At 53.4% G+C, this 24,230-nt stretch carries 22 protein-coding genes; 3 read left to right on the top strand and 19 right to left on the bottom strand.

Translation table 11 applies throughout. The annotated features are described in order from the left end of the window. Positions 1-6 precede the first annotated feature (6 nt). From PXG97_RS07880 to PXG97_RS07790, 19 genes are all read right to left on the bottom strand, one after another. Complete coding sequence (locus PXG97_RS07880) at positions 7-501, bottom strand: DUF2231 domain-containing protein (RefSeq protein ID WP_276497205.1); 495 nt, start codon at positions 499-501, stop codon at positions 7-9. Position 502: 1 nt separating this feature from the next. Further along, positions 503-820, bottom strand: coding sequence for a hypothetical protein (locus PXG97_RS07875; protein WP_276497204.1), 318 nt, complete (start codon positions 818-820; stop codon positions 503-505). 187 nt (positions 821-1,007) lie between these two features. Further along, positions 1,008-1,658 (bottom strand): CatA-like O-acetyltransferase, encoded by a 651-nt coding sequence (locus tag PXG97_RS07870; RefSeq protein ID WP_276497203.1) that lies wholly within the window; start codon positions 1,656-1,658, stop codon positions 1,008-1,010. A gap of 861 nt (positions 1,659-2,519) precedes the next feature. Further along, positions 2,520-3,131, bottom strand: a complete 612-nt coding sequence (locus PXG97_RS07865; protein WP_276497202.1) for a hypothetical protein — start codon at positions 3,129-3,131, stop codon at positions 2,520-2,522. Positions 3,132-3,456: 325 nt separating this feature from the next. After that, entirely contained in the window at positions 3,457-4,920 is a 1,464-nt protein-coding gene (locus PXG97_RS07860) for an NADH-quinone oxidoreductase subunit N (RefSeq protein WP_276497201.1), read from the bottom strand. Between the two features lie 225 nt (positions 4,921-5,145). Beyond that, positions 5,146-6,717 carry an NADH-quinone oxidoreductase subunit M gene (gene nuoM, locus PXG97_RS07855; RefSeq protein ID WP_276497200.1) on the bottom strand — a complete coding sequence of 524 codons (1,572 nt, stop codon included), beginning with the start codon at positions 6,715-6,717 and terminating at the stop codon, positions 5,146-5,148. Beyond that, complete coding sequence (gene nuoL, locus PXG97_RS07850; RefSeq protein WP_276497199.1) at positions 6,714-8,600, bottom strand: NADH-quinone oxidoreductase subunit L; 1,887 nt, start codon at positions 8,598-8,600, stop codon at positions 6,714-6,716. The genes nuoM and nuoL overlap by 4 nt, the downstream gene beginning before the upstream one ends. A 4-nt stretch (positions 8,601-8,604) precedes the next feature. Continuing rightward, a complete protein-coding gene (nuoK, locus tag PXG97_RS07845) occupies positions 8,605-8,913 on the bottom strand; it encodes an NADH-quinone oxidoreductase subunit NuoK (RefSeq protein ID WP_266053342.1) in 309 nt (102 codons plus the stop codon). Next, a complete protein-coding gene (nuoJ, locus tag PXG97_RS07840; RefSeq protein WP_276497198.1) occupies positions 8,910-9,446 on the bottom strand; it encodes an NADH-quinone oxidoreductase subunit J in 537 nt (178 codons plus the stop codon). Before nuoJ ends, nuoK begins: the two co-directional genes overlap by 4 nt. Before the next feature lie 3 nt (positions 9,447-9,449). Continuing rightward, complete coding sequence (gene nuoI / locus PXG97_RS07835) at positions 9,450-9,965, bottom strand: NADH-quinone oxidoreductase subunit NuoI (protein WP_276497197.1); 516 nt, start codon at positions 9,963-9,965, stop codon at positions 9,450-9,452. 415 nt (positions 9,966-10,380) lie between these two features. Further along, positions 10,381-11,346, bottom strand: a complete 966-nt coding sequence (gene nuoH / locus PXG97_RS07830; RefSeq protein WP_276497196.1) for an NADH-quinone oxidoreductase subunit NuoH — start codon at positions 11,344-11,346, stop codon at positions 10,381-10,383. After that, on the bottom strand, positions 11,316-14,045 hold the full coding sequence (gene nuoG / locus PXG97_RS07825; RefSeq protein ID WP_276497195.1) for an NADH-quinone oxidoreductase subunit NuoG: 2,730 nt from the start codon (positions 14,043-14,045) through the stop codon (positions 11,316-11,318). The genes nuoH and nuoG overlap by 31 nt, the downstream gene beginning before the upstream one ends. Continuing rightward, the gene (gene nuoF, locus PXG97_RS07820) at positions 14,027-15,328 is read right to left on the bottom strand and encodes an NADH-quinone oxidoreductase subunit NuoF (RefSeq protein WP_276497194.1); all 1,302 of its coding nucleotides are present in this window, start codon (positions 15,326-15,328) and stop codon (positions 14,027-14,029) included. The genes nuoG and nuoF overlap by 19 nt, the downstream gene beginning before the upstream one ends. A gap of 17 nt (positions 15,329-15,345) precedes the next feature. After that, entirely contained in the window at positions 15,346-15,810 is a 465-nt protein-coding gene (nuoE, locus tag PXG97_RS07815; protein WP_276497193.1) for an NADH-quinone oxidoreductase subunit NuoE, read from the bottom strand. Positions 15,811-15,927: 117 nt separating this feature from the next. Next, on the bottom strand, positions 15,928-17,676 hold the full coding sequence (nuoC, locus tag PXG97_RS07810) for an NADH-quinone oxidoreductase subunit C/D (protein WP_276497192.1): 1,749 nt from the start codon (positions 17,674-17,676) through the stop codon (positions 15,928-15,930). A gap of 94 nt (positions 17,677-17,770) precedes the next feature. Beyond that, a complete protein-coding gene (locus tag PXG97_RS07805; RefSeq protein WP_276497191.1) occupies positions 17,771-18,478 on the bottom strand; it encodes a class I SAM-dependent methyltransferase in 708 nt (235 codons plus the stop codon). A gap of 43 nt (positions 18,479-18,521) precedes the next feature. After that, positions 18,522-19,160, bottom strand: coding sequence for an NADH-quinone oxidoreductase subunit B (locus PXG97_RS07800; RefSeq protein WP_276497190.1), 639 nt, complete (start codon positions 19,158-19,160; stop codon positions 18,522-18,524). A 143-nt stretch (positions 19,161-19,303) separates the two neighbouring features. Next, the gene (locus tag PXG97_RS07795; protein WP_276497189.1) at positions 19,304-19,735 is read right to left on the bottom strand and encodes an NADH-quinone oxidoreductase subunit A; all 432 of its coding nucleotides are present in this window, start codon (positions 19,733-19,735) and stop codon (positions 19,304-19,306) included. A 65-nt stretch (positions 19,736-19,800) separates the two neighbouring features. Continuing rightward, complete coding sequence (locus PXG97_RS07790; RefSeq protein ID WP_276497188.1) at positions 19,801-20,232, bottom strand: CBS domain-containing protein; 432 nt, start codon at positions 20,230-20,232, stop codon at positions 19,801-19,803. Between the two features lie 680 nt (positions 20,233-20,912). On the opposite strand from PXG97_RS07790, the gene PXG97_RS07785 reads away from it, so the two are divergent. The 3 genes from PXG97_RS07785 to PXG97_RS07775 all read left to right on the top strand — a co-directional run bounded on the left by PXG97_RS07785 (position 20,913) and on the right by PXG97_RS07775 (position 24,165). Continuing rightward, complete coding sequence (locus PXG97_RS07785; protein WP_338088602.1) at positions 20,913-22,013, top strand: DmpA family aminopeptidase; 1,101 nt, start codon at positions 20,913-20,915, stop codon at positions 22,011-22,013. Then, positions 21,997-22,851: an aminotransferase class IV gene (locus PXG97_RS07780; RefSeq protein ID WP_276497186.1), complete on the top strand. Its 855-nt coding sequence runs from the start codon at positions 21,997-21,999 to the stop codon at positions 22,849-22,851. Before PXG97_RS07785 ends, PXG97_RS07780 begins: the two co-directional genes overlap by 17 nt. Before the next feature lie 432 nt (positions 22,852-23,283). After that, complete coding sequence (locus PXG97_RS07775) at positions 23,284-24,165, top strand: branched-chain amino acid transaminase (protein WP_276497185.1); 882 nt, start codon at positions 23,284-23,286, stop codon at positions 24,163-24,165. The last annotated feature ends 65 nt before the right edge of the window (positions 24,166-24,230 follow it).

Here is a 24,230-nt window from a genome sequence, read left to right as displayed (position 1 = left end):
AGCAGGTTAATTGAACTCTGCGCAATCCGAAGAGGGCACATTCACGCCGCCTGCCTGCTGGTACACCACGCGGGCACCCAAATGGCCGGCGTACGTCAGCAAGCCGGTACCAACCAGCAGCAGCACGACCACCAGCACCTGCATTAAACGCGGCTTGTACGTTAGCAGGCGGTAGCGCTGGGTCACGTCTAGCAGCGCGGCTACCGTAAAAGTATAAGTCAGGTATTCGGCAAAGATTTCATGGTCTTTGAGCACGGTGGGGTCGCACAGCTTGCGTGATACTACGCCATCGGCCATGTCGCCGGTGTAGAGGCTGACCCAGGCGGCCAGGGTGCCGGCATACAGCAAGAAAGAGCCCGTCTTCTGCCAGAACGCGGCAGAAGCGGGCTTTAGGAACAAGGCCAACAGTTTTACGAGCGTGGCAAACGTCAGCAGCGCAATCGGGAAATGCACCGTGAGCGGGTGCCATACTTCGGTTCGCCAGAAAGTTGGTTCTGCCATGCTATTCCATGATTCTTACGGCGATCGGTTCCAGGCGCTGGCCCACCTTCTCTACCTCCACCTCTACACGCTGTCCTTTCTCCAGTTGGTCGAAGGCGACGGTTTCGCCGTTCCTGGTCAGTGAGGTGTTCTCGTTGAAGTACAGCTCCAGGCGCTTGTTGTCTTGTGTCTCTACGTAGATCTCCGTTTTTTCTGGCTCCACTTCATCCACGGTGCCCTGGTACGTGCCAGATTCCACTACATCGGTTCCTTCCTGGCAGGCATAGAGAAAGGGGATCATGAACAGGACTGCCAGCAATGTTGCTTTAAAACGTTTCATAGTTTTTTGATTAATTGATGATACATAAGTTGCCTTATCTCCTAACATAGTATCGGGAAATATAGCAAATCATACATACGGAGAAGTGGCAGTATGGATATGTGCAAGGCAGGTGTCCTGAGCGAAAGGGGGCTAAAGTGGCGTTACAGCCCCCGCCAATGCCCAGGATAATTTGCTTTTCTGCTGATCAGGCCAAGGCCTTTATACTTGCCTCCATGTGCTGCAAGAACAGGTGGATATGATAACCATCGACCAGCGCATGATGCACCCGCACGCTCAGGGGCAGCACTACCTTCGCCTCCTGTACCTCCAGCCGACCGAATGCCAGCTTCGGAATGGCATCGTTTGGGTCATCCATATGCGCGTGCTCCATGCCGTTAAACTTGAACCAAGGCAAAGTGGTGGCGTGTAGTAGGTCCGGCCCGTTGTAGCCGTAGAACAGCCTACTGCCCTGCTTTGCCTCGGCCACAACCGCTGAGGCCTCTGTGCAGAAAGTAGCGAGGTCCGGGTGGTGGGGCAGGTGCACGAAAGACACCGTTTTGCGCTCCGTGAGCACAGTGGTGGAGATATCTGCTGCCGCATACCTTACCACTTCCTCGCCCTCTAGCCGCAGCAGGAAATTCTCTGTCTTCCGGGCGGCCTCAGTGGCAGTATGCATGTAAGCCAGAAAGACCGAGAGGTTGTTTTGTTTGCAGTGGTTATAGAGATTGGTAATCTCTATCTCTGTATGGACATTGAAGAAGGGGTTGGCGAAGCTTTTGAAAAAGTGGAAATGCTCTTCCCGTTCCCAGCCTTTTACCTCAAAAGGAGTTTTTGGGTATCGTGTGTTGGTGCGCATGTATTCTTGTTATGAGGCGCAAAGGTACGGCTTTGGGGAAAGGCCGGAAAGGAGTTTAGGGATTTTTGAGTTGATTGCATAGGCTTCTGGTAGATTATCTGCTATACTTCGCTAGGCTGCACAAGCGTTCGCTTGCGTCTTTTCCTCTTTCCTGGCGCAAGTCTTCAGACTTGTGCTCCCAATAATGTCGAGTCTGTGACTCGACTGGCTTGAAGAGCCATACATTTATACTTGAGCTACTCCGCTGTTCCAGGCATCCTTTTCCGGAACCTTCTCTGCTGCGGATCTTCAGATCCGCGTAAGTCGTGCCTTCATACTTCAGTTTATACTTGTTAATTTGTACTTCGGCTATACTTTCATAACCGCTGCTTTCTGCATCTGGAACCAAGCTGTCCTTACTAGATGCCGTTCATCCTCCAGACTAACTTACCAATAGTTGCACATCATACTTTGGTGCTCTCCAGCCCGAGCGGGCTCGTCGTGGGGGTAGGGGCCCTCGATAAGGGCTTCGCGCTGGGAGCTTTTCCTGCCCTCGTGCCTCGGGCTGCCTCGCCTCCGGCTCGGCACCGGAAAAACTCGCATAGGCGCTCAACCCAAAGACTGGGAACATTTCGATAGCCACAGCTGACGGAGCTTGAACCGAGCTCCCCTCCTTAAACAAGGAGGGGTAGGGGTGGTTGGACCCGGTGCTGTAGAATCTGGCTTTTTAAGTTTGCAATAGCATGAGTAAGTATAATTCCCCTCCTTGGAGGGGTTAGGGGTGGGCTTTCCTAAATAGCTAAAACTACAGCGTTATACTTTAAAGGATGAAGGCCGCCTTAAAACGTTAAGGAAGAGGTGAAATTTTGATGCGAAATTCCTTCACCTGATCTTGAACCCCATTCCCAGCAGCCCGTGCAGGGCTATGTTGGAAAGGCGCGCTTCGCCGTTGGCCACGGGTACTTCCACATAAGAGGCGGTTACCCTGCCCTCTGCAAGTATAAACCACCTGTCGGCAAGGTAGTAGCGTTTGGCCACGGCTGCCTCTGCCATCGGCCCGGAAATATAGTAGCCTTTGTTAAAGATACCTCTATTTTCGGGGTAAGGTACTCCGTGTATAGTGGATTCTGGATGTGTGAGGACGAGTCCGGCGCCGGCGGAGAGGGTGAGGCCATGCACCAGCCAGAGGCGGTTTAGGGTAAGCAGGTTGTAACCATCGGTAATGGAAAAGCGCTGCACCTCTGGCGGTAGGTTATCGAGGATGAGCTTGTGGTGCGTGAACTTCAGCTCCCAGCCTTTGTCGTTTTGCCAGGTGCTTACCCGAATATCATAGTATACAGGCGGGTTAAAAGGCTCTGTGCGGTAGGTAGCGTCAATTTCTATATCCGCAGCATCGCTCTGCCGGATGTGCAGCGGCGTCCGGAAGTTACGCACAGCACCGCCTGCCACGGCTACTTCCCAGGTCCTGCCTTGCCCAAAGCCTGCAACAGGCAATAAAAGAAGTATAACGATAAGCCTCAGAGATGCCCCCATCTTCCCCACATCCTCCTAAGTATACTTACTTTGGGTAAGAGCGGAAAGTTGTGCTTAGTTAGGTGCCAAGAATATCTTTCCTGATCGGTCAAAGTATAAGTCTCCCTTCTAAGAGCAGAGTCCATGGGCTCTATGGTGTCATCCTGAAAGGATACTGGTAGCCAATTGCAGCGGCTTAACCTCCTGGAGAAGGGAGTTCTATTTTCACCAGAGTTCTTAACAGAGTCACAAATATTTTAGAGCCAGTGTGGGTAGCATGAAAAGACCCTGCCTTCAAGAGGAAAACTTACCTGTTCACCATAGCCGGAGCCGAAGAGAACACATTGTGTATAATATCGACAAGGGCAGTCGGGTATACGCCCACCAGGAGCAACAGCAGCGTAAGTATGGCGAGCGTGCCCACACTGGCCACGTAAATAGAGGGGCGTAACCTTTGCCTGGGTGTCTCTTCCTCCGCCTCCGGCTGCTGAAACATCACGGCAATAATCTTAATGTAATAGTATAAACCGATGACGCTGTTGAGTATCAGCATCGCCACGAGCAGCCATAGCTGCGTGTTCACGCCGGCGGCCAGCACATAGAACTTGCCCACAAAACCGGCTGTGAGCGGAATGCCCGCCAGCGAGAGTAGCATGGCGGTAAAGGCCGTGGCCGTCCAGGGGCGCCGCCAGAGCAGGCCGCGATAATCCTCCAGCAGCTCCGCATCCTGCTCCGGGTCCGACAGCATGGCCACCACCCCAAAGGCCCCCACGGTGGTGATAAAATAAGCGACCAGGTAGAAGGTGATCGCCTCGACACCCATCCGATTGCCAGCCAAAAAGGCAACCAGCAGGTAGCCCAGGTGCGAGATCGAGGAATAAGCCAGGATGCGTTTGACGTTCGTTTGCATCAGGGCCAGCAGGTTACCGGCAACCATAGAAGAAATAGCGACTATAGTGAAAATGGTGATGAGGGTGGGGTAGCGGAAACCATCCACCTCCATAAAAAAGCGGATCATGATACCGAGCACACCAGCTTTGGATACCGTAGCGATAAAAGCCGTAACCGGAGCCGGCGCTCCTTCATACACATCGGGCGTCCACATATGAAAAGGCACCACGCTCAGCTTAAACCCAATGCCGATGATCATCATGCCGAAACCGGTAAGCAGCAGTAACGGGAGTTCCTGCAAGCCAGCCATAGCCGTGGCGATGCCGGCAAAGGTCATAGTGCCCACACTGAAGTATACCAGCGCCATGCCGAAGAGCAGGAAAGCAGAAGAAAAGGCGGCCAGTATCAGGTACTTGATGCCCGCCTCATCGGAGCGCTCGCGGGCCCTTAAGTAGGATATGAGCGAGTACAGCGCCACGCTCAGCACCTCCAGGCCCAGGAAGAGCGAGGCAAAGTGCGTGCTGATGACCAGGGTGCAGGCCCCCAGGGTGGATAGAATCAGTAGGATATAATACTCTTCCTTCTGCTCCTCGCGCTGCTCAAAATAGGCATAGGAAAGCATGCTGATAAGCAGCGCCGTCGCCAGGATCAACCCGATATAGAACACGCCAAAGCCATCGATCACGAAAAGCGGATCAATATAGTAAGCCGTGATCCCCCGCAGCTCAAACAACGACAGAAAAGCCGCCACAAACGACACGGCCGTAATCACATAGATGATCTTGTGATTCCGCCACGCTGCTACCACCAGCATGTTCACAAGGGCCGCCACGGTGAGTATAATCAGCGGCATCAGGTGCAGGAAGTCGGTTTGGCTCATGGTTATGGCTTTTATGGTGATTTATACTTTTTTACTGTCCCTCTTTGAAGGGGGTAGGGGGATGATTACATGTGCAGAAGAAACCTTCTCATGGTGCGAGCTTCCTCGCTCATGCCAATTTATAGTTTGGGCCTCTGGCCCAGTCGGATTACAAATCCGACTTTATAATTAGACACGGTTTACAAACCCGCGCCAGCAAACAAAAAATATAATCCCCTGCCCCCTTCAAAGGGGGACTTTGTTATTACCTTTTTTAACTTGTTTTATACTTCGGTTTACAGTCTTTTCTTCAACCACCACCGCCACTTTCTCCTTCACCTCCGGCTCCTGATAGGCCTGCAGTTGCTGGGTTATACTTGGCTGTGCTGTGTCCAGCACGGGTTGTGGGTAAAGGCCCAGCCAAAGGATAAGCACCACCATCGGCACCGCGATCAGCATTTCTCTTGCTGTTAGATCCGGCAGCGGATGATCGGTAGGGGCGGGTTCGTAGAACACTTTCTGCATGATGCGCAGCGAATAGGCTGTGGCCAGCACCAGGCCTATGGTGGCTACCACCGTTAGCCAGTTATTCGCCTGCCAGGAGCCTACCAGCGTCAGGAACTCTGCAATAAAGTTGCCCAACCCCGGCAGGCCCAACGAAGCCATGACAAAGACCAGCGCGATCACGCCCATTTTCGGTGCTTTGGACCAGAAGCCACCCATTTGCCCGATGTCGCGGGTATGCAGGCGCTCGTAGAGAAAACCAGCGATGATGAACAGCGCGCCGGTGCTCAGGCCATGGGCGATCATCTGCATCACCACGCCCTGCAGCGCCCACTCGTTGAAGGCAAATACCCCAAGTATCACAAAGCCCATGTGGCTCACTGAAGTATAGGCCACCAGCCGTTTCAGGTCGGTTTGGGAGTAGGCGAGTATGGCGCCGTAGATAATACCGACGGCGCCCAGCAGCATCGCCCACGGGGCAAACTCTACCGTTGCCGTCGGAAAGAGCGGCAGCACGAAGCGCAGCAGGCCGTAGGCGCCGGTTTTCAGCAGCAGCCCTGCCAGGATCACGCTACCGGCCGTGGGTGCTTCGGAGTGGGCATCGGGCAGCCAGGAGTGAAATGGCACCACCGGCAGCTTCACCAGGAAGGCCGCCAGGAAACCGAACATCAGCAAACGAGCCGCCTCAGGAGCCATACTCGTGCCGAGCAGCTCGAAGTAGTTGAACGTATAAATACCGGTCTGGGCGCCGTGGATAAAGTATAAACCAAGTATAGCCAGCAACATCAGCAGCCCACTGGCCTGTGTGAAGATGAAGAACTTATAAGCGGCATAGTTGCGGTTGGCATGCCCCCAGACCCCGATCAGGAAGTACATCGGGATGAGCATCACTTCCCAGAAAAAGTAGAACAGGAACAAATCCATGGTAAGGAAAACACCCGTGATGCCCGCCAGCACCCACAGCAGGTTGAAGTGAAAAAAGCCAGTCTTGACTTTGATCTCCCGCCAGGAAATAAGCACGCACAGGATGCCCAGGAAGAAGGTGAGCAGCAGCATCAGCAGGCTCAGCCCGTCGAGGGCAAGTATAAAGTTCACGCCCCACTGCGGTATCCAGGGAATCTCCAGTTGCACCAGCCAGGGCGAGGCGCCTAACGTAGCGGCGGGTGTAGCCAGCCATAAGTATACGGCAAGTATAAAATCAGCCAGCACGGCAAACAGTGCGATCCAGCGGGGCAGCTCGGGGTGCCACTTCTTGGAGAGCCACGCCAGCAGTCCGCCGGCCATCAGGATCACGATCATCCAGAGGAGTATCATAGCAACAGGCTTATGGTGAGAATCATGATAGCACCGACCACAATACCCGCCACATAATTGCGCAGCACGCCGCTTTGGGTTTGCGAGAACATCACATGGAAGCCCTCGGCCGTGCGGGCCAGGCCGGTGTAAAAGCTGTCGATGATGTCGCGCTTGTTGAGGTTGGCCAGGAACACGTAAGGGCGCACGAACAGGTTATCATACAGGGCATCAAAACCCCAGCCTGAGAACCAGAAGCGGTGCAGTTTCATGGCAAAGCTCGAGCGCTCCAGATTCTGCAGCAGCTCTGGGCTCCTCTGGTAAAACAGGTAAGCCACCAGCACTCCGCCCAGCGAAACGACCGCCGCCAGTACCTGGAACAGCCACTCATTGGCCGCCAGCAGCTCGTTGGCCGTAATGCTTGGTAGCACCGGTGCCATCAGACCGGAGAATAAGGCCATGTGCGCGAAATTGTGGGGCAGTTCTATAAATCCACCTACCAGCGAAAGTATGGCCAGGATGACTAACGGTATGGTGATGAGCATGCCCGGCGGGTGCGCCACATGCGTTTTCGGCTCACCGTAGAAGGTCATGAACACCATCCGGAACGTATAAATCGAGGTGATAAAAGCCCCTACGAGTCCGGCTAGGTACAGCCAAATGCTGCCTTGCGGACCAGCCAGGGTATACCACAGGATCTGGTCTTTACTGTAGAAACCAGAAGTGATAACCGGCAGCGCTGCCAACGAAGCTGCCCCGATCAAAAAGGTCCAGAACACAACGGGCATACTTTTGCGAAGCCCGCCCATCCGGCGCATGTCCTGTTCGTGGTGCAGGGCAAGTATGATAGCACCGGCACAAAGGAAGAGCAGCGCCTTGAAGAAAGCGTGGATCATAAAGTGGAAAATGCCCGCCGACCACGCACCCACACCCAAAGCCAGAAACATATAGCCGATCTGGCTGATCGTGGAGTAGGCCAGCACCCGCTTGAGGTCGTATTGCGTGAGGGCGGAGAAACCGGCCAGGAGCAAGGTAACCGCACCTATCACCGCCACCGCCAGCTGCGCCACCGGTGCCAGATCAAAGATCACGTACATGCGGGCAATCAGGTAGACCCCAGCCGTTACCATGGTAGCAGCATGTATCAGCGCCGAAACCGGTGTAGGGCCCGCCATGGCATCGGGTAGCCAGGTTTGGAGCGGCAGCTGACCCGATTTACCTACTGCGCCGCCTAACAGCAGCAATCCCACGAGCACCGCCATCTGTGCCCCCACGCTCCATACTTCGGGCGCCTGAGTCAGTATAGTTTGTATATTTAGCGTTCCGAATGTCTGGAAAAGTATAAAGAGCCCGATCGCCATGGCTGTATCACCCACGCGCGTGATGATAAAGGCTTTGCGGGCAGCGTAGCCGTTGGCGGGGTCTTTGTACCAGAAGCCGATGAGCAGGTAAGAGCAGAGACCCACACCTTCCCAACCCAGGTACAGTAACAGCAGGTTATCAGCCATTACCAGCATCAGCATGGAGCCCACAAATAGGTTCATGCAGGCAAAGAAGCGCGAGAAGTCCGTATCCTCAGCCATATAGGCAGTGGCGTAGAGGTGGATCAAAAATCCTACGAAAGTGATGACAAAAATAAAGACGGTCGAGAGCGCATCCAGGTGAAAGGCAATGGACGGACTAAACCCCGCTACGTTGAACCACTGCCATACTTCCTGGTGGTAAGAAGCGGGCTTTTCAGCCAAAAACTGCAGCCCTAAAAGTATGGTGATTAGAGCCGAAATGCCCACGCTGCCCACACCCAATATAGCCACGCCTGCGCGCGACAAGCGTGTGCCGAAAAGGAGGAGCAGGAGGGAGCCTAGAAAAGGCAAGGCCGGTATGAGCCAGATGAAGTTTTCCATAGTCTTATCCTTTCATAAAGTTGGCAGCGTCGCTGTCGAGGGTTTTAAGTTGATGATAGATCTGCAGGATCAGCGCCAGCCCCACCGATACTTCCGCGGCTGCCATGGTCAGTATGAAAATGAACATCACCTGCCCGTCGGGCTGTACCCATTTGGAGCCAGCCACGATAAAAGCGAGCCCAGCGGCGTTGAGCATGATCTCCACAGAAATCAGCATAAAAATGATGTTGCGGCGAATCAGTACGCTGATCAGCCCCAGCATAAATAGAACCCCTGCCAGCAACAGGGCGGCTTCCATGGTGGATACACTCATGCGGCTGCGCTCCTTTCCTGTAAAAACCGGTGAATAACTTTCTTTTTCTGCCTGCCCAGGTGGTAGGCGCCCACAATGCCTGCGGTAAGTAGTATACCGCAGAGTTGCACGCCCAGGATGTAAGGCCCGAACAACGACAAACCCACCAGTTTAGCGTCTACCGCTACCACTGCTTCCGCTTGTGGCGGGGTGCCGGCCGCTACAATATATACCAGCTCCGCCAGCAGCACCGCCGAAAGTATGGCCGGACCCACCCATATTGAGGGCTTCAGCCATTCCTTTTCCTGCTGCACATCCTCCTGCGTCAGGTTCAGCATCATGATTACAAAGATGATGAGCACCACGATTGCCCCGGCATAGATGATGATTTCCAGCGCCGCCATAAAGGGGGCGCCCATAGTGAAAAACACCACCGCCACCGCCAGGAACGAGACCACCAAGTAGAGCAGGGCGTGGATGATATTGTAGCGCGTGATTACCATGATCGTGGAGAGTACGGCAACCGCTGCCGCGATATAAAATGTCAGTTCCATAGGCTAGGGGAGTAAACTTTTGATATCAACTGGAGGCAGTTCGTTTTCGGCCTCGCCTTTGTCTTTTCCGCCAATGGCCATGCCCGCCACTTTATAGTAGTTGTAGCCATGGTATTTGCCCTGGCCATTGATGAGCAGGTCTTTTTTCTCATACACCAGGTTCTGCCGGTTGTACTCGCCCATTTCGAAGTCGGGGATGAGCTGAATGGCGTAGGTAGGGCAGGCCTCTTCGCAGTAGCCGCAGAAAATGCAGCGCGAGAAGTTGATGCGGAAGAAGTCAGGGTAACGGCGGCCGGTTTCATCCTCAGTAGGTTGCAGGGCAATGCAGTCTACCGGACAGGCGGCGGCACAGAGGTTGCAGGCCACGCAGCGCTCGCCGCCGTCCGGGTCGCGCGTGAGCACGATGCGGCCCCGCCACCGGGTCGGGAGTATAGGTTTCTGCTCCGGGTAAAGTATGGTCTCCCGCTTATGAAAAGCATGCAGAAACGTGAGCCACATACTGCGCAACAAACTAAACATAGCTGCTCCTTTCGTTTTATAGTTCTTTTATACTTGTGCTGTTCCGGGTCCAACCACCCATAACCTCTCAGAGCTACGCTCGCTAGTTTCGAACTCGCGTTCTCACTAGTCCAAGGCAGGGAATTTTCTTACTTCTTATTCTGAGTTGTTCTGTAGCACAAGCTTCTCCATTTTTAATAAAATTGTGTGCGTTACGAGCTACAAGCTCGCACCAGCGTTTTGGCACTATCGCTGTTCCGGATTTGTAATCCGGAACCTGGTTAATTGCGGATTTGCAATCCGCTTGCATGCCATTAGCCACTGCCTTTGCAATGCGGATTACAAATCCGCGGTTACTATACTTTCGGATTAAAAATCCGAAAGAGCAGATTACTAGCAACTCCTAAACTCTCTAACTCCCCAACTCCTCAACTCCTCAACTCTCATTCATCCACAGCACCACCCCAGCCGTTACCATCAGGTTCAGCAGCGTGAGCGGCAAGAGTACCTTCCAGCCATACTCCATCAGCTGATCATACCTTGGCCGGGGCATGGAGGCGCGGAGGAGGACGAAGATCAGCAGGAAGAAGAGGGTCTTGAGGATGAACCACACAATGGGCGGCAGGAAATCTGGGCCAAGCCAGCCGCCAAAGTATAAAGTCACGATCATGCAGGAAATGAGCGTGATGCCCATGTACTCGCCGATGAAGAACATACCGAACTTCATGCCCGAGTACTCCGAGTGGAAGCCCGCAATCAGCTCACTCTCGGCTTCCGGAATGTCGAAAGGCAGGCGGTGCGTTTCGGCGATGCCCGCAATGAAGAAGATCACAAAGCCGACGATCTGCGGGATGAAGAACCACAGTCCCCGCTGCGCCTCCACGATCTCCACCAAACTGAAGGAGCCGCTGAGCAGGACCACACCCATCAGCGAAAGGCCCATGAATACTTCATAAGAAATCATCTGCGCCGCCCCACGCATCGCACCCAGCAAGCTATACTTGTTGTTCGAGGCCCAGCCTCCTAGTATAATGCTGTAGGCACCCATGGACGACATGGCCAGGAAGAAAAGCAAGCCGATGTTCAGGTCAGCTACAATTATCCCCGGCGCGAACGGGATCACCACAAAGCTCATCAGCACTGTGACCACCACAATGGCCGGGGCCAGCACGAACACAGGCTTGTCGGCAAAAGGCGGAATCCAATCCTGCTTAAAGAACAGCTTAATAGAGTCAGCGGCCACGATGAGCAAGCCGAAGGGACCTGCGCGGTTCGGGCCGTAGCGGTCCTGGAACAGGGCGAGGCCACGGCGCTCTACCCAGATGAGCAAAGCGGCCACGTTCAGCATGACGAACAGCACGCCGCCGATGATTAGAAAGTAGTTTGGGGTTGCTGTTTCCATTTGATGTCTCGGTTAAGTATGGCCCAGGCAGGTAGTTCGGCAAAAGGTACCCCAGGTAAGCCGTTGGGCATGCCGGCGGTGCCGCTCGGAATGGTCTGGCTTAAGCGTACTGGTAACTGGTAGATCTGTCCTTCAATGGAGAAGCTCAGCTGCTGCCCCTCGTCCAGCTTCATCCGGATAGCATCAGCAGCGTTAATGGCCACATAAGGTTCCGAAATTCGCTGCATAATGGAAGGCGATTGGTTGCTCAGCTCCTCAGACCCGAAAGTATGGTGCAGCGGCAGCATGTACAGGTGGCCCTCCAGCGGGAAAAATTTCTGCGGTACGGCCGTGGAGAACAGCGGGTTGCCAGTAGGCTCTATCAACCGCACACCCGGATCTCCGCCCTTCAAATGTCCGCCTACTTCCTCCTGGTACTTGTTGGTGGCCTGGTTCGAGTTCCAGCCCGGTGACCAGAAAAACGGAATCATAGAAGAAGGCGGCTGACCCCGGTAGCCTTCCATAGTATAGGAGAGGGGTGAGTCAGGATCTTCGGCTGGCTTGGGTTCGCTTACGTTCATGCCGGCGTTCATGGAAGTGCGCCCGCTGAAGCGGTGCGGCTCGCGCGGGATGCGTTGGCCAGCAATGCGGAAATCAGAAGGTGGCGCCGTTTTCCTAATGCCTTCCAATTCCGGGTATTCTTTGGCGATGGCCTTTACAATGTCATCGTAGCCGTGCCAGCTGCTGATCTGCTCGTCGGCCATAATGGTGCCGATCTCAGCCAGCCAATGCCAGCTTTCCTGTATCTCCTCGGGCACCGGGTATACCTGGAAAAACCGCTGCGCCCGCCCTTCGTTGTTGATGAGCGTGCCGTCGGCTTCGGAGAAAGGCGTGGCCGGCAAAAGTATACTAGCCTGCTCGGTGGTGGCGTTGTGCAGGTGGTCCAGCGCGATCACCTGTTTGCAGTTCTTCAGAAACTGATCAATCGTGGCGGCACCGGCTCTTCGGTAAAGGTCGTTCTCCAAGATAATCACCGTATCAGCATAGCCGTTCATCACCGCCTCAAAAGCCGATTCTAGTTTATGGCCGCCAAGCAGGGCCAGGCCCATGCTGTTGCACTCGGGCACCACCAGGCTGATGCCTGCCGGTTTCTCCCTGGCCTTCAAGGCATGTGCGATGTTGGCGGCGGCTTTCAACACGCGCTCGCTTCCGGAGGAGGTACCGGAAATAATGAGTGGATTCTGAGCGTTCATCAAAGCCTCTGCAATCTGTTGTGCCAGTGTCTGCTCCTCCTCACTTATGCCTCGTACTTCCGGAGATTCCTCACTTATCACATTAGCCACAGCAAATCCGAGGCGGGCAATAGCATCCGGTGAGTCGAAGAAAGTATGAGTAGCCAGTTCATCCAGTTTTGTAGGCGTATAGTGCGCAATGAAGAGTGGCCCCTTATCTGTCTGCACCAGTCCGCGCACGGCTGCATCCTGCCACACGGGGATTTTCGCCTTCGATACTTCCTCTAGTATGGGCTGCTGCCTTACCGACTGTCGTACGGCCAGCGCCAGCATGGGAGCGGTGTTCGTAAGGTCCTCGCCAAGTATAAAGACGGCATCTGCTTTCTCTACCTCTCTTAAAGAAGGCGTTCTTACCGAGCCATTGCGAAGGATGTGCAGCGCCAGCTCCACCAAGTCATGATCTACATCCGACACGCCATGGTGGAAGTTATCCTCGCCTACCAGTTTCTTCAGTACATAATTCGACTCCACAGAAGCGCGGGGCGAGCCAATGCCGATGACACGTCCTGCCTTGATGGCAGACGAGGCAGCTTTTAGGGCCGGATATTTCTCCGTCGCCTCGGGCAGCCGGCTGCGTACCAAAGGCTTTCGGATGCGGCCGGGGCTGTTCACAAACTCGTAGCCGAAGCGGCCACGGTCGCAGAGAAAGTAGCCGTTCACATCGCCGTTATACCGGTTGGTGATGTTGCGCAGCGTGCCGTAGCGTTCGCCGGCGATGGTGTTGCAGCCGAGGCTGCAGTGATGGCATACAGAAGGAGCAGAAGTAAGGTCCCATTTGCGGGTGTAGTGCTGTTTCAGCGTTTTATCAGTAAACACGCCCGTTGGGCACACTTCTGCCAAATTGCCGCTGAACTCGCTCTCCAGTACTCCGTCTTCGGCGCGGCCAAAGTATAAATGGTTGTGGGCGGCAAACACATCCAGGTCTTTGCCACCGGCATAATCTTTATAATAGCGCACACAGCGGTAGCACTGTATGCAGCGGTTCATTTCGTGGTTGAGGAAAGGTCCCAGGTACTGGTTGCGATAGGTGCGCTTCTGAAAGCTGTACTGCCTGTAGTTATGGCCTGTCATCACGGTCATGTCCTGCAGGTGGCAGGCGCCGCCCTCGTCGCACACGGCGCAGTCGTGGGGGTGGTTAGTCATAAGCCAGCCGATGATGTGCGCCCGGAATTCCTTGGCCTCCAGGTCGGCAATAGAGATGCGCATACCGTCCCGCACCTGCTCCATGCACGACATAAAGAGCTTGCCTTTGGTATCGTTTTCGTCCTTGTACACCTTCACGGCGCACTGACGGCAGGCCCCGATGGAGCCCATGGCCGGGTGCCAGCAGAAGTAAGGCAGGTCCTTGCCGAGGGTGAGGCAGGTTTCGAGCAGGTTTTTACCTGCCTGCACGTCGTAGGGGTGGTTATCTATATAGATGGTTGCCATGCTTTGCTTTTGCTCCAGGGACAGTGGTGTTCGTGAATGTGCCGTTCAAAATCCTCTCTGAAATATTTCAGAGCGCTCTGCAGGGGTTCCATGGCGCCGGGTGCCAGCGCGCAAAAGGTGTTGCCGGGGCCAAGATATTTGGTATGGAAGTCGAGGGTGAGCAGGTGTTCGGGTTTGCCTTCGCCTTTGTCTATGGCCAGGAGTATTTTCTCTACCCAAGGCAGCCCTTCGCGGCAGGGCATACAGAAGCCGCAGGATTCCTGCGCAAAGAAGTGCTGCAGGTTCAGCGTAAAGCCGACAGGGCAGGTCTGGTCGTCCATGATGATCATGGTACCCGTACCCAAACGACTGCCAGCCGCCTGAATAGAAGCATAGTCCATGGGCAGGTCCAGGTGCTCTTCCACCAGAAAATCGGTGGAGGCGCCGCCGGGCAAAAGGCCCCTGAACAAGTAGCCGTCCTGCATGCCACCGGCATGCTCTTCGAGTAGCTCCCGTATAGTGGTGCCCATGGGCAGTTCCCAGCAGCCGGGTGTTTTCACGCGGCCGCTCACGCCGTAAAGCTTAGTGCCGGCGTCCTCTGTTAAACCCAGTTTCTTAAACCACTCCGCCCCGTTGTTGATGATGTGCGGCAGACAGCAAAGCGTCTCCACGTTGTTCACGATGGTCGGTTTACCGAACAGACCGCTGACTTGCGGGAAGGGGGGTTTAGCTCTGGGGTTGGCGCGTTTGCCTTCCAGTGCATTGAGCAAGGCCGTTTCCTCGCCGCACATGTAGCGGCCCACACCCGTGTGCAGGTGCATCTCCAGGTTAAAGCCGGAGCCTAGTATGTTTTTACCCAAATAGCCAGCCTCATAAGCTTCCTTTATAGCCTGGGTGATTTCTTTGGCCGCCAGCTTGTAAGCCCAGCGCAGAAATACGTAACTTATACTTGCCTGGATAGCGTAGGAGGCCACAATCATCCCCTCAATGAGTTGGTGCGGATTTCCTTCCAGCAGCACGCGGTCTTTAAAAGTGCCTGGCTCCATTTCATCGGCGTTGGCCACCAGGTACTTTGGCGAAGGCGCATCATCTCCCATGGGCACAAAGCTCCACTTCATGCCTGTCGGGAAGCCTGCGCCGCCGCGCCCGCGCAGGTTGGCGTCTTTCACCAATGCCTGCACCTCCTGGGGCGACATCTCTTTCAGGATTTTTCGCACAGATGCATAGCCGCCCACTTGCTCATACTCCTTTAAGTTGAGTGGTTTGCGGCCAGGTACAATGTGTTGGGTCAGGGGCTTTTCCATAGGTGCCCGCTTTGGGTTTAGGTATACTTGCTCAGGATCTCATCCAGTTGTTCCACCGTCAGGTTACGGTACAGATCGTGGTCTATCATAAGGGCAGGGGCACAGTCGCAGGTGCCGAGGCAGCAGTTGGGAAGTATGGTAAAGCGGCCATCTGCTGTGGTCTGGCCATATTGTATGCTCAATTTTTCAAAAAGATGATTGCGGATGTCTTCGTAGCCCATCACATAGCAGCTGATGCTGTCGCAGAGAAGAATCACGTGCCTGCCAACCGGCCTGCGGAAGATCAGGTTGTAGAACGTCGCCACACTATCCAGCTCCGCAGTAGACATGCCCACGTATTCGGCCACGTCCTGCAGGCTCTCGTCCGACACCCAACCATGGCTTTGCTGCACGATCTTCAGGGCCTCAATACACGCGTTCTTTGGCGAAGGTACCAGGCTAATTTCGTGGTCGATCTGATGTTTTTCTTCTGCGGTCAGCATGTGGTAGCTTTAAATATCAGGACGTTAGAAATACGACACTTTATTTTGTGCTCCTGCTGGTTTGAACGTCTCAGGCTCAAACCAGCGGAGACTTTGTTTTCAATTCTTCTGCCTCACTTAGCGGTCAATATCAGCCAGCACATAGTCCATTGCACCAAGTATAGAGAGCAAGTCTGCCACGGTATAACCCTTAGTAATGTAGGGCAGCATCTGCATGTGCGGGAACGAGGGAGTGCGAATGCGCAGGCGGTAGGGTGAGGTGTTGCCGTCGCTGGTGACGTAGTAGCCGTTGGCGCCTTTCGTGGCCTCAATACAACTCATGGCTTCCCCCACAGGCATCACGGGGCCCCAGCTCACCCCCAAAAAGTGCGTGATGAGGGTTTCGATGTCGTGCATCGTATGCTTTTTAATCGGCGGCGTAGTGAGCGGATGATCTGCTTTGTAAGGCCCTTCCGGCATGTTCTTCAGGCATTGCTCAATGATGCGCAGACTTTGGCGCATCTCGGCCACGCGCACCACGGCGCGGTCATAGCAATCGCCGTTGGCAGCAGTGGGTACCTCAAAATCGAACAAGTCGTAGCCGGAGTAGGGCTGCTTCTTGCGGAAGTCCCACGCCATACCGCAGGCACGCAGGTTCGGGCCAGTCACGCCCCATTCTATGGCCTCATCTAAGGTAAAGATGCCGATGCCTTTGGTACGCGCCTTGAACAGGCTGTTCTTCATCACCATGGCATCGTATTCTTTCAGCCGTTTCGGGAAGTAATCCAGAAAATTCTGCACCAGCGTTTCCCAGCCTTTGGGCAGGTCCTGCGCCACTCCGCCGATGCGGAACCAGTTAGGGTGCATGCGTCCGCCAGTGACAGCCTCTACGATATCAAATATCTTTTCGCGGTCGGTGAACATGTAGAATACCGGTGAGAGCTGCCCTACGTCCTGGGCGAAAGTGCCGTACCACACCAGATGGCTGGCAATGCGGAAAAGCTCGCACAACATGATGCGGATCACCTTCACGCGGTCCGGCACCTGGATGCCGGCCAATTTCTCCACGGCCATCAGGTAGGCCAGGTTGTTCATGGTGCCGCCGAGGTAGTCCACACGGTCGGTGTAGGGGAGGTAGGTATGCCACGACTGCCGCTCGGCCATCTTCTCCTGCCCGCGGTGGTGAAAGCCAATGTCCGGAATAGCGTCCACGATGTCCTCACCGTCCAGCTGCAGCACGATACGCAGGACGCCGTGCGTACCCGGGTGCTGCGGTCCGATGTTGAGGAACATAAAATCGCTGTCGTCGCTCTGCCGCTGCAGGCCCCATTCTTCCGGTTTAAACTGCAGGGCCGCCTGCTCCAGGTCCACTTTATCATCATATAAAGCAAAAGGGCCCATTTCGGTGGCACGTGCCGGATGTTCTTTGCGCAGCGGGTGTCCTACCCAGGTACGCGGCATCAGGATGCGGTACAGGTGCGGATGGCCCGTAAAGCGGATGCCGAACATGTCGTACACTTCGCGCTCGTACCAGTTGGCATTGGCCCAGAGGCTGCTGATACTTGGCACCGTCGGGAACTCATCGCGGTAACCTACTTTTAGCCTTATGAAACTGTTGCGATCGAAGGAGAGGAGGTGGTAAATAATGGTAAAAGCGTAAGGGATATGGCCGTTGTCAGGCTTTCGGGTTCGTTCATCAATGGCTGTGAGGTCGTAGAGCATGCGGAAAGGCTGTGGGATTTCCTTTTTCAGGAAGCTGAGGACCTCCACGATCTTGTCGTGCGGCATCCAGAGGGTGAGGATTTCATCCTTTGTCGTCTGCGGGGTAAACGTGTCTTCCCCGAACTGCGCCTGCAGTTGCGCTACTATGCTGTTCCCGTTTTCCATGGGTGAATCTGAAAAAGTGCCCGTGATGCTACGCTACTTCATGCTGTGCTTATATTGTATTGTTTCTACTTCTAATGTGTGGACTAAAGTTGACTTAATTCTTGCCTGTGAGCACCAACAATGAAAATCCTCCAAAAAGCTTAACGGCCAGGTCTTTGTTCGTTTTGTACATTACCCATCGCGGTAAGGAAGCAATTTTAGATTTAATGGTTCTGCGGGGTATGTCCAGCGATCCTGCAGTGTAAAAAGAGTCAATCACCCTGTATCCAGCGTCAACTAAAGTAGCAATTGCCGTCTCTTTCATAAAGTAGTGCAAGTGTCCAACTGAGTTTCGCTTGGATATCAATTTGCCTCTCAAAATAGCCTGAACTGATATGTCTAGGGGGATATGAAACATGGTATTTGCTGCGATGTCTTTACAATGCTTTAAGAAGTTTAAGTAATTATCTACATGTTCGAAGACATCTATCATTAGCAGGAGGTCAAATCTTTTATTAGCTTCTACAAGGTCTTTACACTCAAACTCTAACCTGTCCTTCTCCCTTTGTTTTGCAAGGTTAATCGCATCACCCGAAATATCATATCCTGTGAAGGTAACATCTGCTGGCAACGATGAATGAAGCTGGTTTAATATTTCTCCTGCCCCACAACCAATCTCGGCAACAGACTTGGGTTTTACAGCTGGGTTACGAGCTAACATTTTTAGAATCTGCTTTGCCTTCCATGGTGAGTCTTCTACATGCCATGTAGGGTTTTTCTTTAAGTAATCGCCATCTATTTCTGTATAGAGCTTATTCGACATACCAACATATTTATAAAATGTATGCAGGTTTTAAAGCGCATACTTACACTTCATCTGGAGACCTGAACTCCGTCATTTTTGAGCGTGCCTCCTGCCGTCTTTCCTTTACATCTATCTTCTCTGGCTTTATAATGCCCTGCTCGCCAATTGTCCAGCTGAGCGGCCGCCGTTCTTTGCCCACAGATTCTGCCAGTAGCAGCAGGCCTTCCATAAACGCGTCGGGTCGGGGAGGGCAGCCGGGTACGTACACATCCACGGGCAGGAATTTATCCACCCCCTGCACCACGCTATAGATATCGAACATGCCACCGGAGTTAGCGCAACTACCCATTGAGATCACCCAGCGGGGCTCCAGCATCTGCTCGTGCAGGCGCTTGATGATGGGGGCCATTTTGATGAAAACCGTACCAGCTATAATCATCACATCGGCCTCACGCGGGGTGCCGCGGATTACTTCAGCCCCAAAACGTGCCACGTCATACTTTGGCGTCATACTAGTAGCCATTTCCACAAAGCAGCAGCTCAGTCCGAAGTGGAAGGGCCACATGGAATTTTTCCGGCCCCAGGCAATCAGATCCTGCAGGGTGGTGAGCATGACGCTTTGCTGCACCGTCTCCTCGTAAGAGCCGGTGCCGCTCGTCGCTTTTACTGGATCATCCGGTTTACTGAGCCACCATTTCATGGTTGTTAGTTTATTCGTTTTTAGTTATTCGTTGTCAGGCATTAGAATGAGTAAGCTTTGTAGCTGTTAGTTTTTTAATGATCTCCTTACTAACTGTAGATTATTGAGTCTAAAAACCAATAACTAACAACCAAAAAACCAATTCAAACAGCAGGCTTTTGCGTCATGCGCTTATAGGCCGCCAGGATCTTGCTGCCGTCGGGGCCAAAATCCAATGCTCCGTTGCGCCACTCGTACACCAGCACCACCACCAGCATCACTACAAAAACCGCCACGCCAGCATAGCCATACCAACCCAACTCTCGGAAAGCTATGGCCCATGAAAGTATAAAAACCACCTCCACATCGAAGATCACAAAGAGCATGGCCACCAGGTAAAACTGAGAGGAAAATCGCATGCGGGCGCCGCCGGCACTTACTATGCCGCCTTCGTAGGGCTCGCCGGTGGCACGGTCTTTATGCCGTTGGCCCAGCACATAGGAGAGGCCCAGTATAAGCCCAACTAAACTGAGCACAATGGCCCCATAGACCAGCATGGGCCATAGCAATGTTGTACTTTCATTTGAAGCATCCACAGCTTTTCGCCTCCTTGCGAATAGAGTTTTAAAACCTGTACGGCCGGCAATGCTGCCGGCCGCAATCAATGGCCTGTAATATAGTGCTCGAGGTTGTCGATAATAAACTTCTGCTCTTCGATGATGTATTTCACGATATCGCCGATAGAAACCAGTCCCACAAGCTTGCCACCTTCTATTACGGGCAGGTGACGGATATACTTTTGAGTCATTAATTTCATGCAGTTCTCTACGGTGTCATCTGGTGTTACGGTAGCGGGATGCTCGCTCATGATCTCGCGTACCAGCGTCTCTTTTGAGGCCTTTCCTTTCAGGATAACTTTTCTGGCGTAATCCCTTTCTGTGAAAATGCCTGCAAACCGCTCCTCCTCCATCACCAGCAGGGCTCCCACGTTCTTCTCGACCATGAACTCCAGCGCATAATACACAGTAGTGGAAGGATTAACGAACAGGACCTCATGCCCTTTCTTCTGAAGAATATGCCTTACTGTGCCCATAGTTACCTCCTTTCGGGTTTTGGGGTGGGATTAAATTAAATGATTATGGTTGTATACGATTATTTAAAATTGATGATGTAAAAATTATATAATTTTTCTAAAAAATTGTTTCTGAGGAGGATAGGAAGTGGTGAAGGAATGAGTTTACCGGCTAATTTTTGCTGATTGCCCTTATTTATCTTCTGTTTACACCATAACTTCTGAATTTTATTACGTATATTGGGCATATGGAAACACTGATCATAGGTTTGGTCTTGGCCCTATATGGCGTGGCCTACTTCGTTTACTACTGTTACGGCAAGAAGCAGCAGCGGCCACCGCGCAAGCGTTACGACCATTACTGGTAATGCCTGCGGTGTTCAAACTGGCTGAGATACTTCTAACACTGTAGTGATTTCCTGCGGGTGCGCTGTGCTTGCCCGCGGGTAGAGTACTCATGCGCTAGCCTTGAAGCACTATAAAAATTATTTTGTCATATATTTATAAATGCCGCTGGCTGTTTAAGTCAGCGGCATTTATGTTTACTGTGAGTTTTGCCTCTCTGCGACTAACTGCTGCTGCCTCACAAACTATAGCTTTTCTCTTGTGGCTTTTCTATTTTTATGCGTTGTGGCATTTGCTATACTTCCAGATAAAAGACAAATATGAGAGCAGCCCTTATACTTTTACTATTGATAACGATGAGCGTACAGGTATGGGGGCAGGAGCGGAAGCGAGTCAGGGAGTATGGCGTAAAGATAGGCGTGTTGCCAACCGGCAAGTATAACGCCATTACGGATGTGGCGGGGGTGCAGGTGGGGCACACCACGCTGGTGCAGGGCGATAAGGTGCGCACAGGCGTAACGGCCATACTTCCGCATGCAGGCAATGTGTTTCAGCAGAAGGTGCCGGCTGCCATATTTGTAGGCAATGGCTTTGGCAAACTGGCCGGCAGCACACAGGTACAGGAGCTTGGTAATCTTGAAACACCCATTATACTTACAAACACGCTGAACGTGGCTACCGCTATGGATGCCCTGATTGGCTATACGCTGCAGCAGCCCGGCAACGAGCAGGTGCAGTCGGTAAATGCGGTGGTGGGCGAGACGAACGACGGTTACCTGAACGACATCCGGGGCAGGCATGTAAAGGAGGAGCATATGCTGCAAGCCATACGGCAGGCAACGGGCGGCGGCGTGCCGGAAGGGAACGTAGGAGCAGGTACCGGAACAGTGTGCTTCGGCTGGAAGGGTGGTATTGGCACCTCCTCCCGAAAGCTCCCGCAAGACCTTGGGGGCTATACGGTGGGCGTGCTGGTGCAGACTAACTTCGGAGGGGTGCTGCAGGTAAACGGCGTACCGGTGGGGCAGGAGTTAGGCCAGTACTTCATGAACCAGCAGGTTAAAGACAGCGCCGACGGCTCCTGCATGATCGTAGTGGCTACCGATGCCCCCGTGGATGCCCGCAACCTGGAGCGCATGGCCAGTCGTGCCATGCTGGGGCTGGCCAAAACCGGCGGCATTGCCTCCAACGGCAGCGGCGACTATGTGATCGCCTTCTCCACAGCACAGGACTTACGTATTGCTTATACTTCTGAAAGTAAAACTGAAACGGCCCCTATACTTCGCAACGACGAAATGTCGCCGCTTTTTATGGCTGTGATCGAGGCCACCGAGGAGGCAATTATCAACTCGCTGTTCATGGCCGAGACCATGACAGGCAAAGACGGCAGAAAAGTGGAGGCGCTGCCCCTAAACAAGGTTCAAAAGCTGTTAAAGAAATACCATGCAACCAAACCCTAATTATGCCTACGTGCGCGGGCAGGTGCTGCCGCTAGCGCAGGCCACACTGCACATCAGCGATCTTTCCATCCAGCGCGGCTACGGCGTTTTCGACTACTTCAGGGTATTCCACGGTCAGCCGGTTTTTCTGGAGGATTACCTGGCGCGCTTCCACGCCTCGGCAGCGGCGATGAAGATGCAGGTGCCGGTGTCGGAGGAGGAGCTGCGCTCGGTTATCCAGGACCTGATCGTTAGAAACAACATACCATGGGCAGGCATGAAAATGATCCTGACCGGTGGTTACTCCGAAAACGGGTACGACCTTGCCGAACCCAGCCTGATCATACTGCAGCAGCCGCTCGCCCTTCCGGGACCGGAGATGCTGGAGAAGGGCGTCAGAATCATCACCCACGACTACGTGCGGGAAGTACCGCAGGCCAAAACCATCAACTATACCATGGGCATCCGGCTGATAGAGGAAATAAAGCAGCGGGGGGCCAGCGATGTGCTGTACCAGCGCAACGGAGTGGTGTCGGAGTTGCCGAGGTGTAACCTTTTTGTCGTGAGACAGGATGGCGCCGTGGCCACCCCGGCCGAGAATGTGCTGCTGGGCGTGACGCGCAAGAACGTGCTGGCACTGGCCGGCAGGAAGTATAAAACAGAAGAAAGCACCGTAACGCTGCAGGATGTATACGAAGCCAAAGAGGTGTTCATGACCAGTACCACCAAACGTATTTTGCCCATTGTGCAGGTGGATGAGCAGGTGATCGGAGACGGCAAGCCCGGACAGGTGGCATTAGGGTTGCTGGAGGACCTGGTGCAGCTGGAAGAGGAGAAAAGAGAAGGCTATAAAGTATAGCCGAGGTACTGATGGGCTGTAAAACACACGTTTGCGCAGAAAATATTTTAAAATGAGCTTGCATCTTTAGTCTCAGCCTGTACTTTTGCAGAAGACAAACACTCAAGAACAGACAATGCATCAGCAAATTCTATCCATTTCTATTATTATTCGCGTGGTCCTTCCGCGCGGGGTAGAGATGGTATGCTGATTCCAGATAAATCTTAGTTTTGATAACTGCAGCCATCTCCCAAAAGAGATGGCTGTTTTATTTATATAAATAAAAAGTAAGAGCAGTATGTTTTTAGGGCTCATTCTAGTCATTATCATTCTCATTCGTCCTCTGCCGCCGGGTTGAAGGAATGGCTTTGTATTGTCTGATACGCCTTTCTGACCTCCCGGTAAGAAAGGCTTTTTTATGCACGATTATCTAACCTTATACTTTATAAAACCATGTATTTCAACAGTGACACACTCGTTTTCCTGGATGGGGAGTTTGTAAAAGCAAGCGATGCCTCCTGCTCCGTTTATGCCCAGACCCTGCACTACGGGTACTCAGTTTTTGAGGGGATCAGAGCGTACAATACCCCTGCTGGCACCCGCATTTTCAAAGCAGAGGAGCACTATGAACGCCTGCATTTCTCCTGCCGCACGGTAGGGCTTCCGCTCAAATATAGTGTGGCCGAGCTGACAGCGCTAACCTACCAGGTACTGGAAAAGAATAACCTTCAGGATGCTTACATACGCCCCCTGGTGTATGCCGCCACACCTAACATGAGCCTGACAACCCCACAGGAGAGCAACCTGCTGATTGCTGCTTGGGAATGGGGGAAATACCTCGGAGACAAAACCCTGCGGGTGATGATTTCGCCCTATGAGCGCCCCAACCCCAAGTCGGTGCCGGTAGAGGCCAAGGTGGCCGGCCATTACGTGAACTCCACCATTGCCTGCTCCGATGCCAGGGCAAAAGGCTACGACGAGGCACTGCTGCTGGACATGAACGGCTTTGTGGCCGAAGGTCCGGGCGCCAATTTCTTTTATGAGAAAGACGGCGAGCTGTTTACGGCACCTCCCGGAAGCATACTTCGAGGCATCACGCGCAACACCATCATCGACCTGGCCCGCGAGGCAGGCATTACGGTGCATGAGAAGTTCTTTACACCGGATGTGCTGCTGGAGGCGGATGCCGCTTTCATGACGGGCACAGCCGCAGAGGTAGTAGGGGTGCAGTCCATCGACGAGTATGTGTTTCCGAAGCCTTATGCGGAAAGTATCGGTGCCTTTCTGGCTGCGCGCTACTCTGAGCTGGTAACCGGAAAGCCAGTGCTGGTTTAAGTTTCCATGCTGCAAAGTATAAATCGGCAGGTTAGAGATGGTAATGCTGTGGGTTTATTCTTGCT

Source organism: Pontibacter litorisediminis, from assembly GCF_029360645.1.
GTDB classification, from domain to species: domain Bacteria; phylum Bacteroidota; class Bacteroidia; order Cytophagales; family Hymenobacteraceae; genus Pontibacter; species Pontibacter litorisediminis.
The sequence above is the reverse complement of the archived record's forward strand: the minus strand, read 5'-3'. Positions and strand labels throughout refer to the sequence as shown.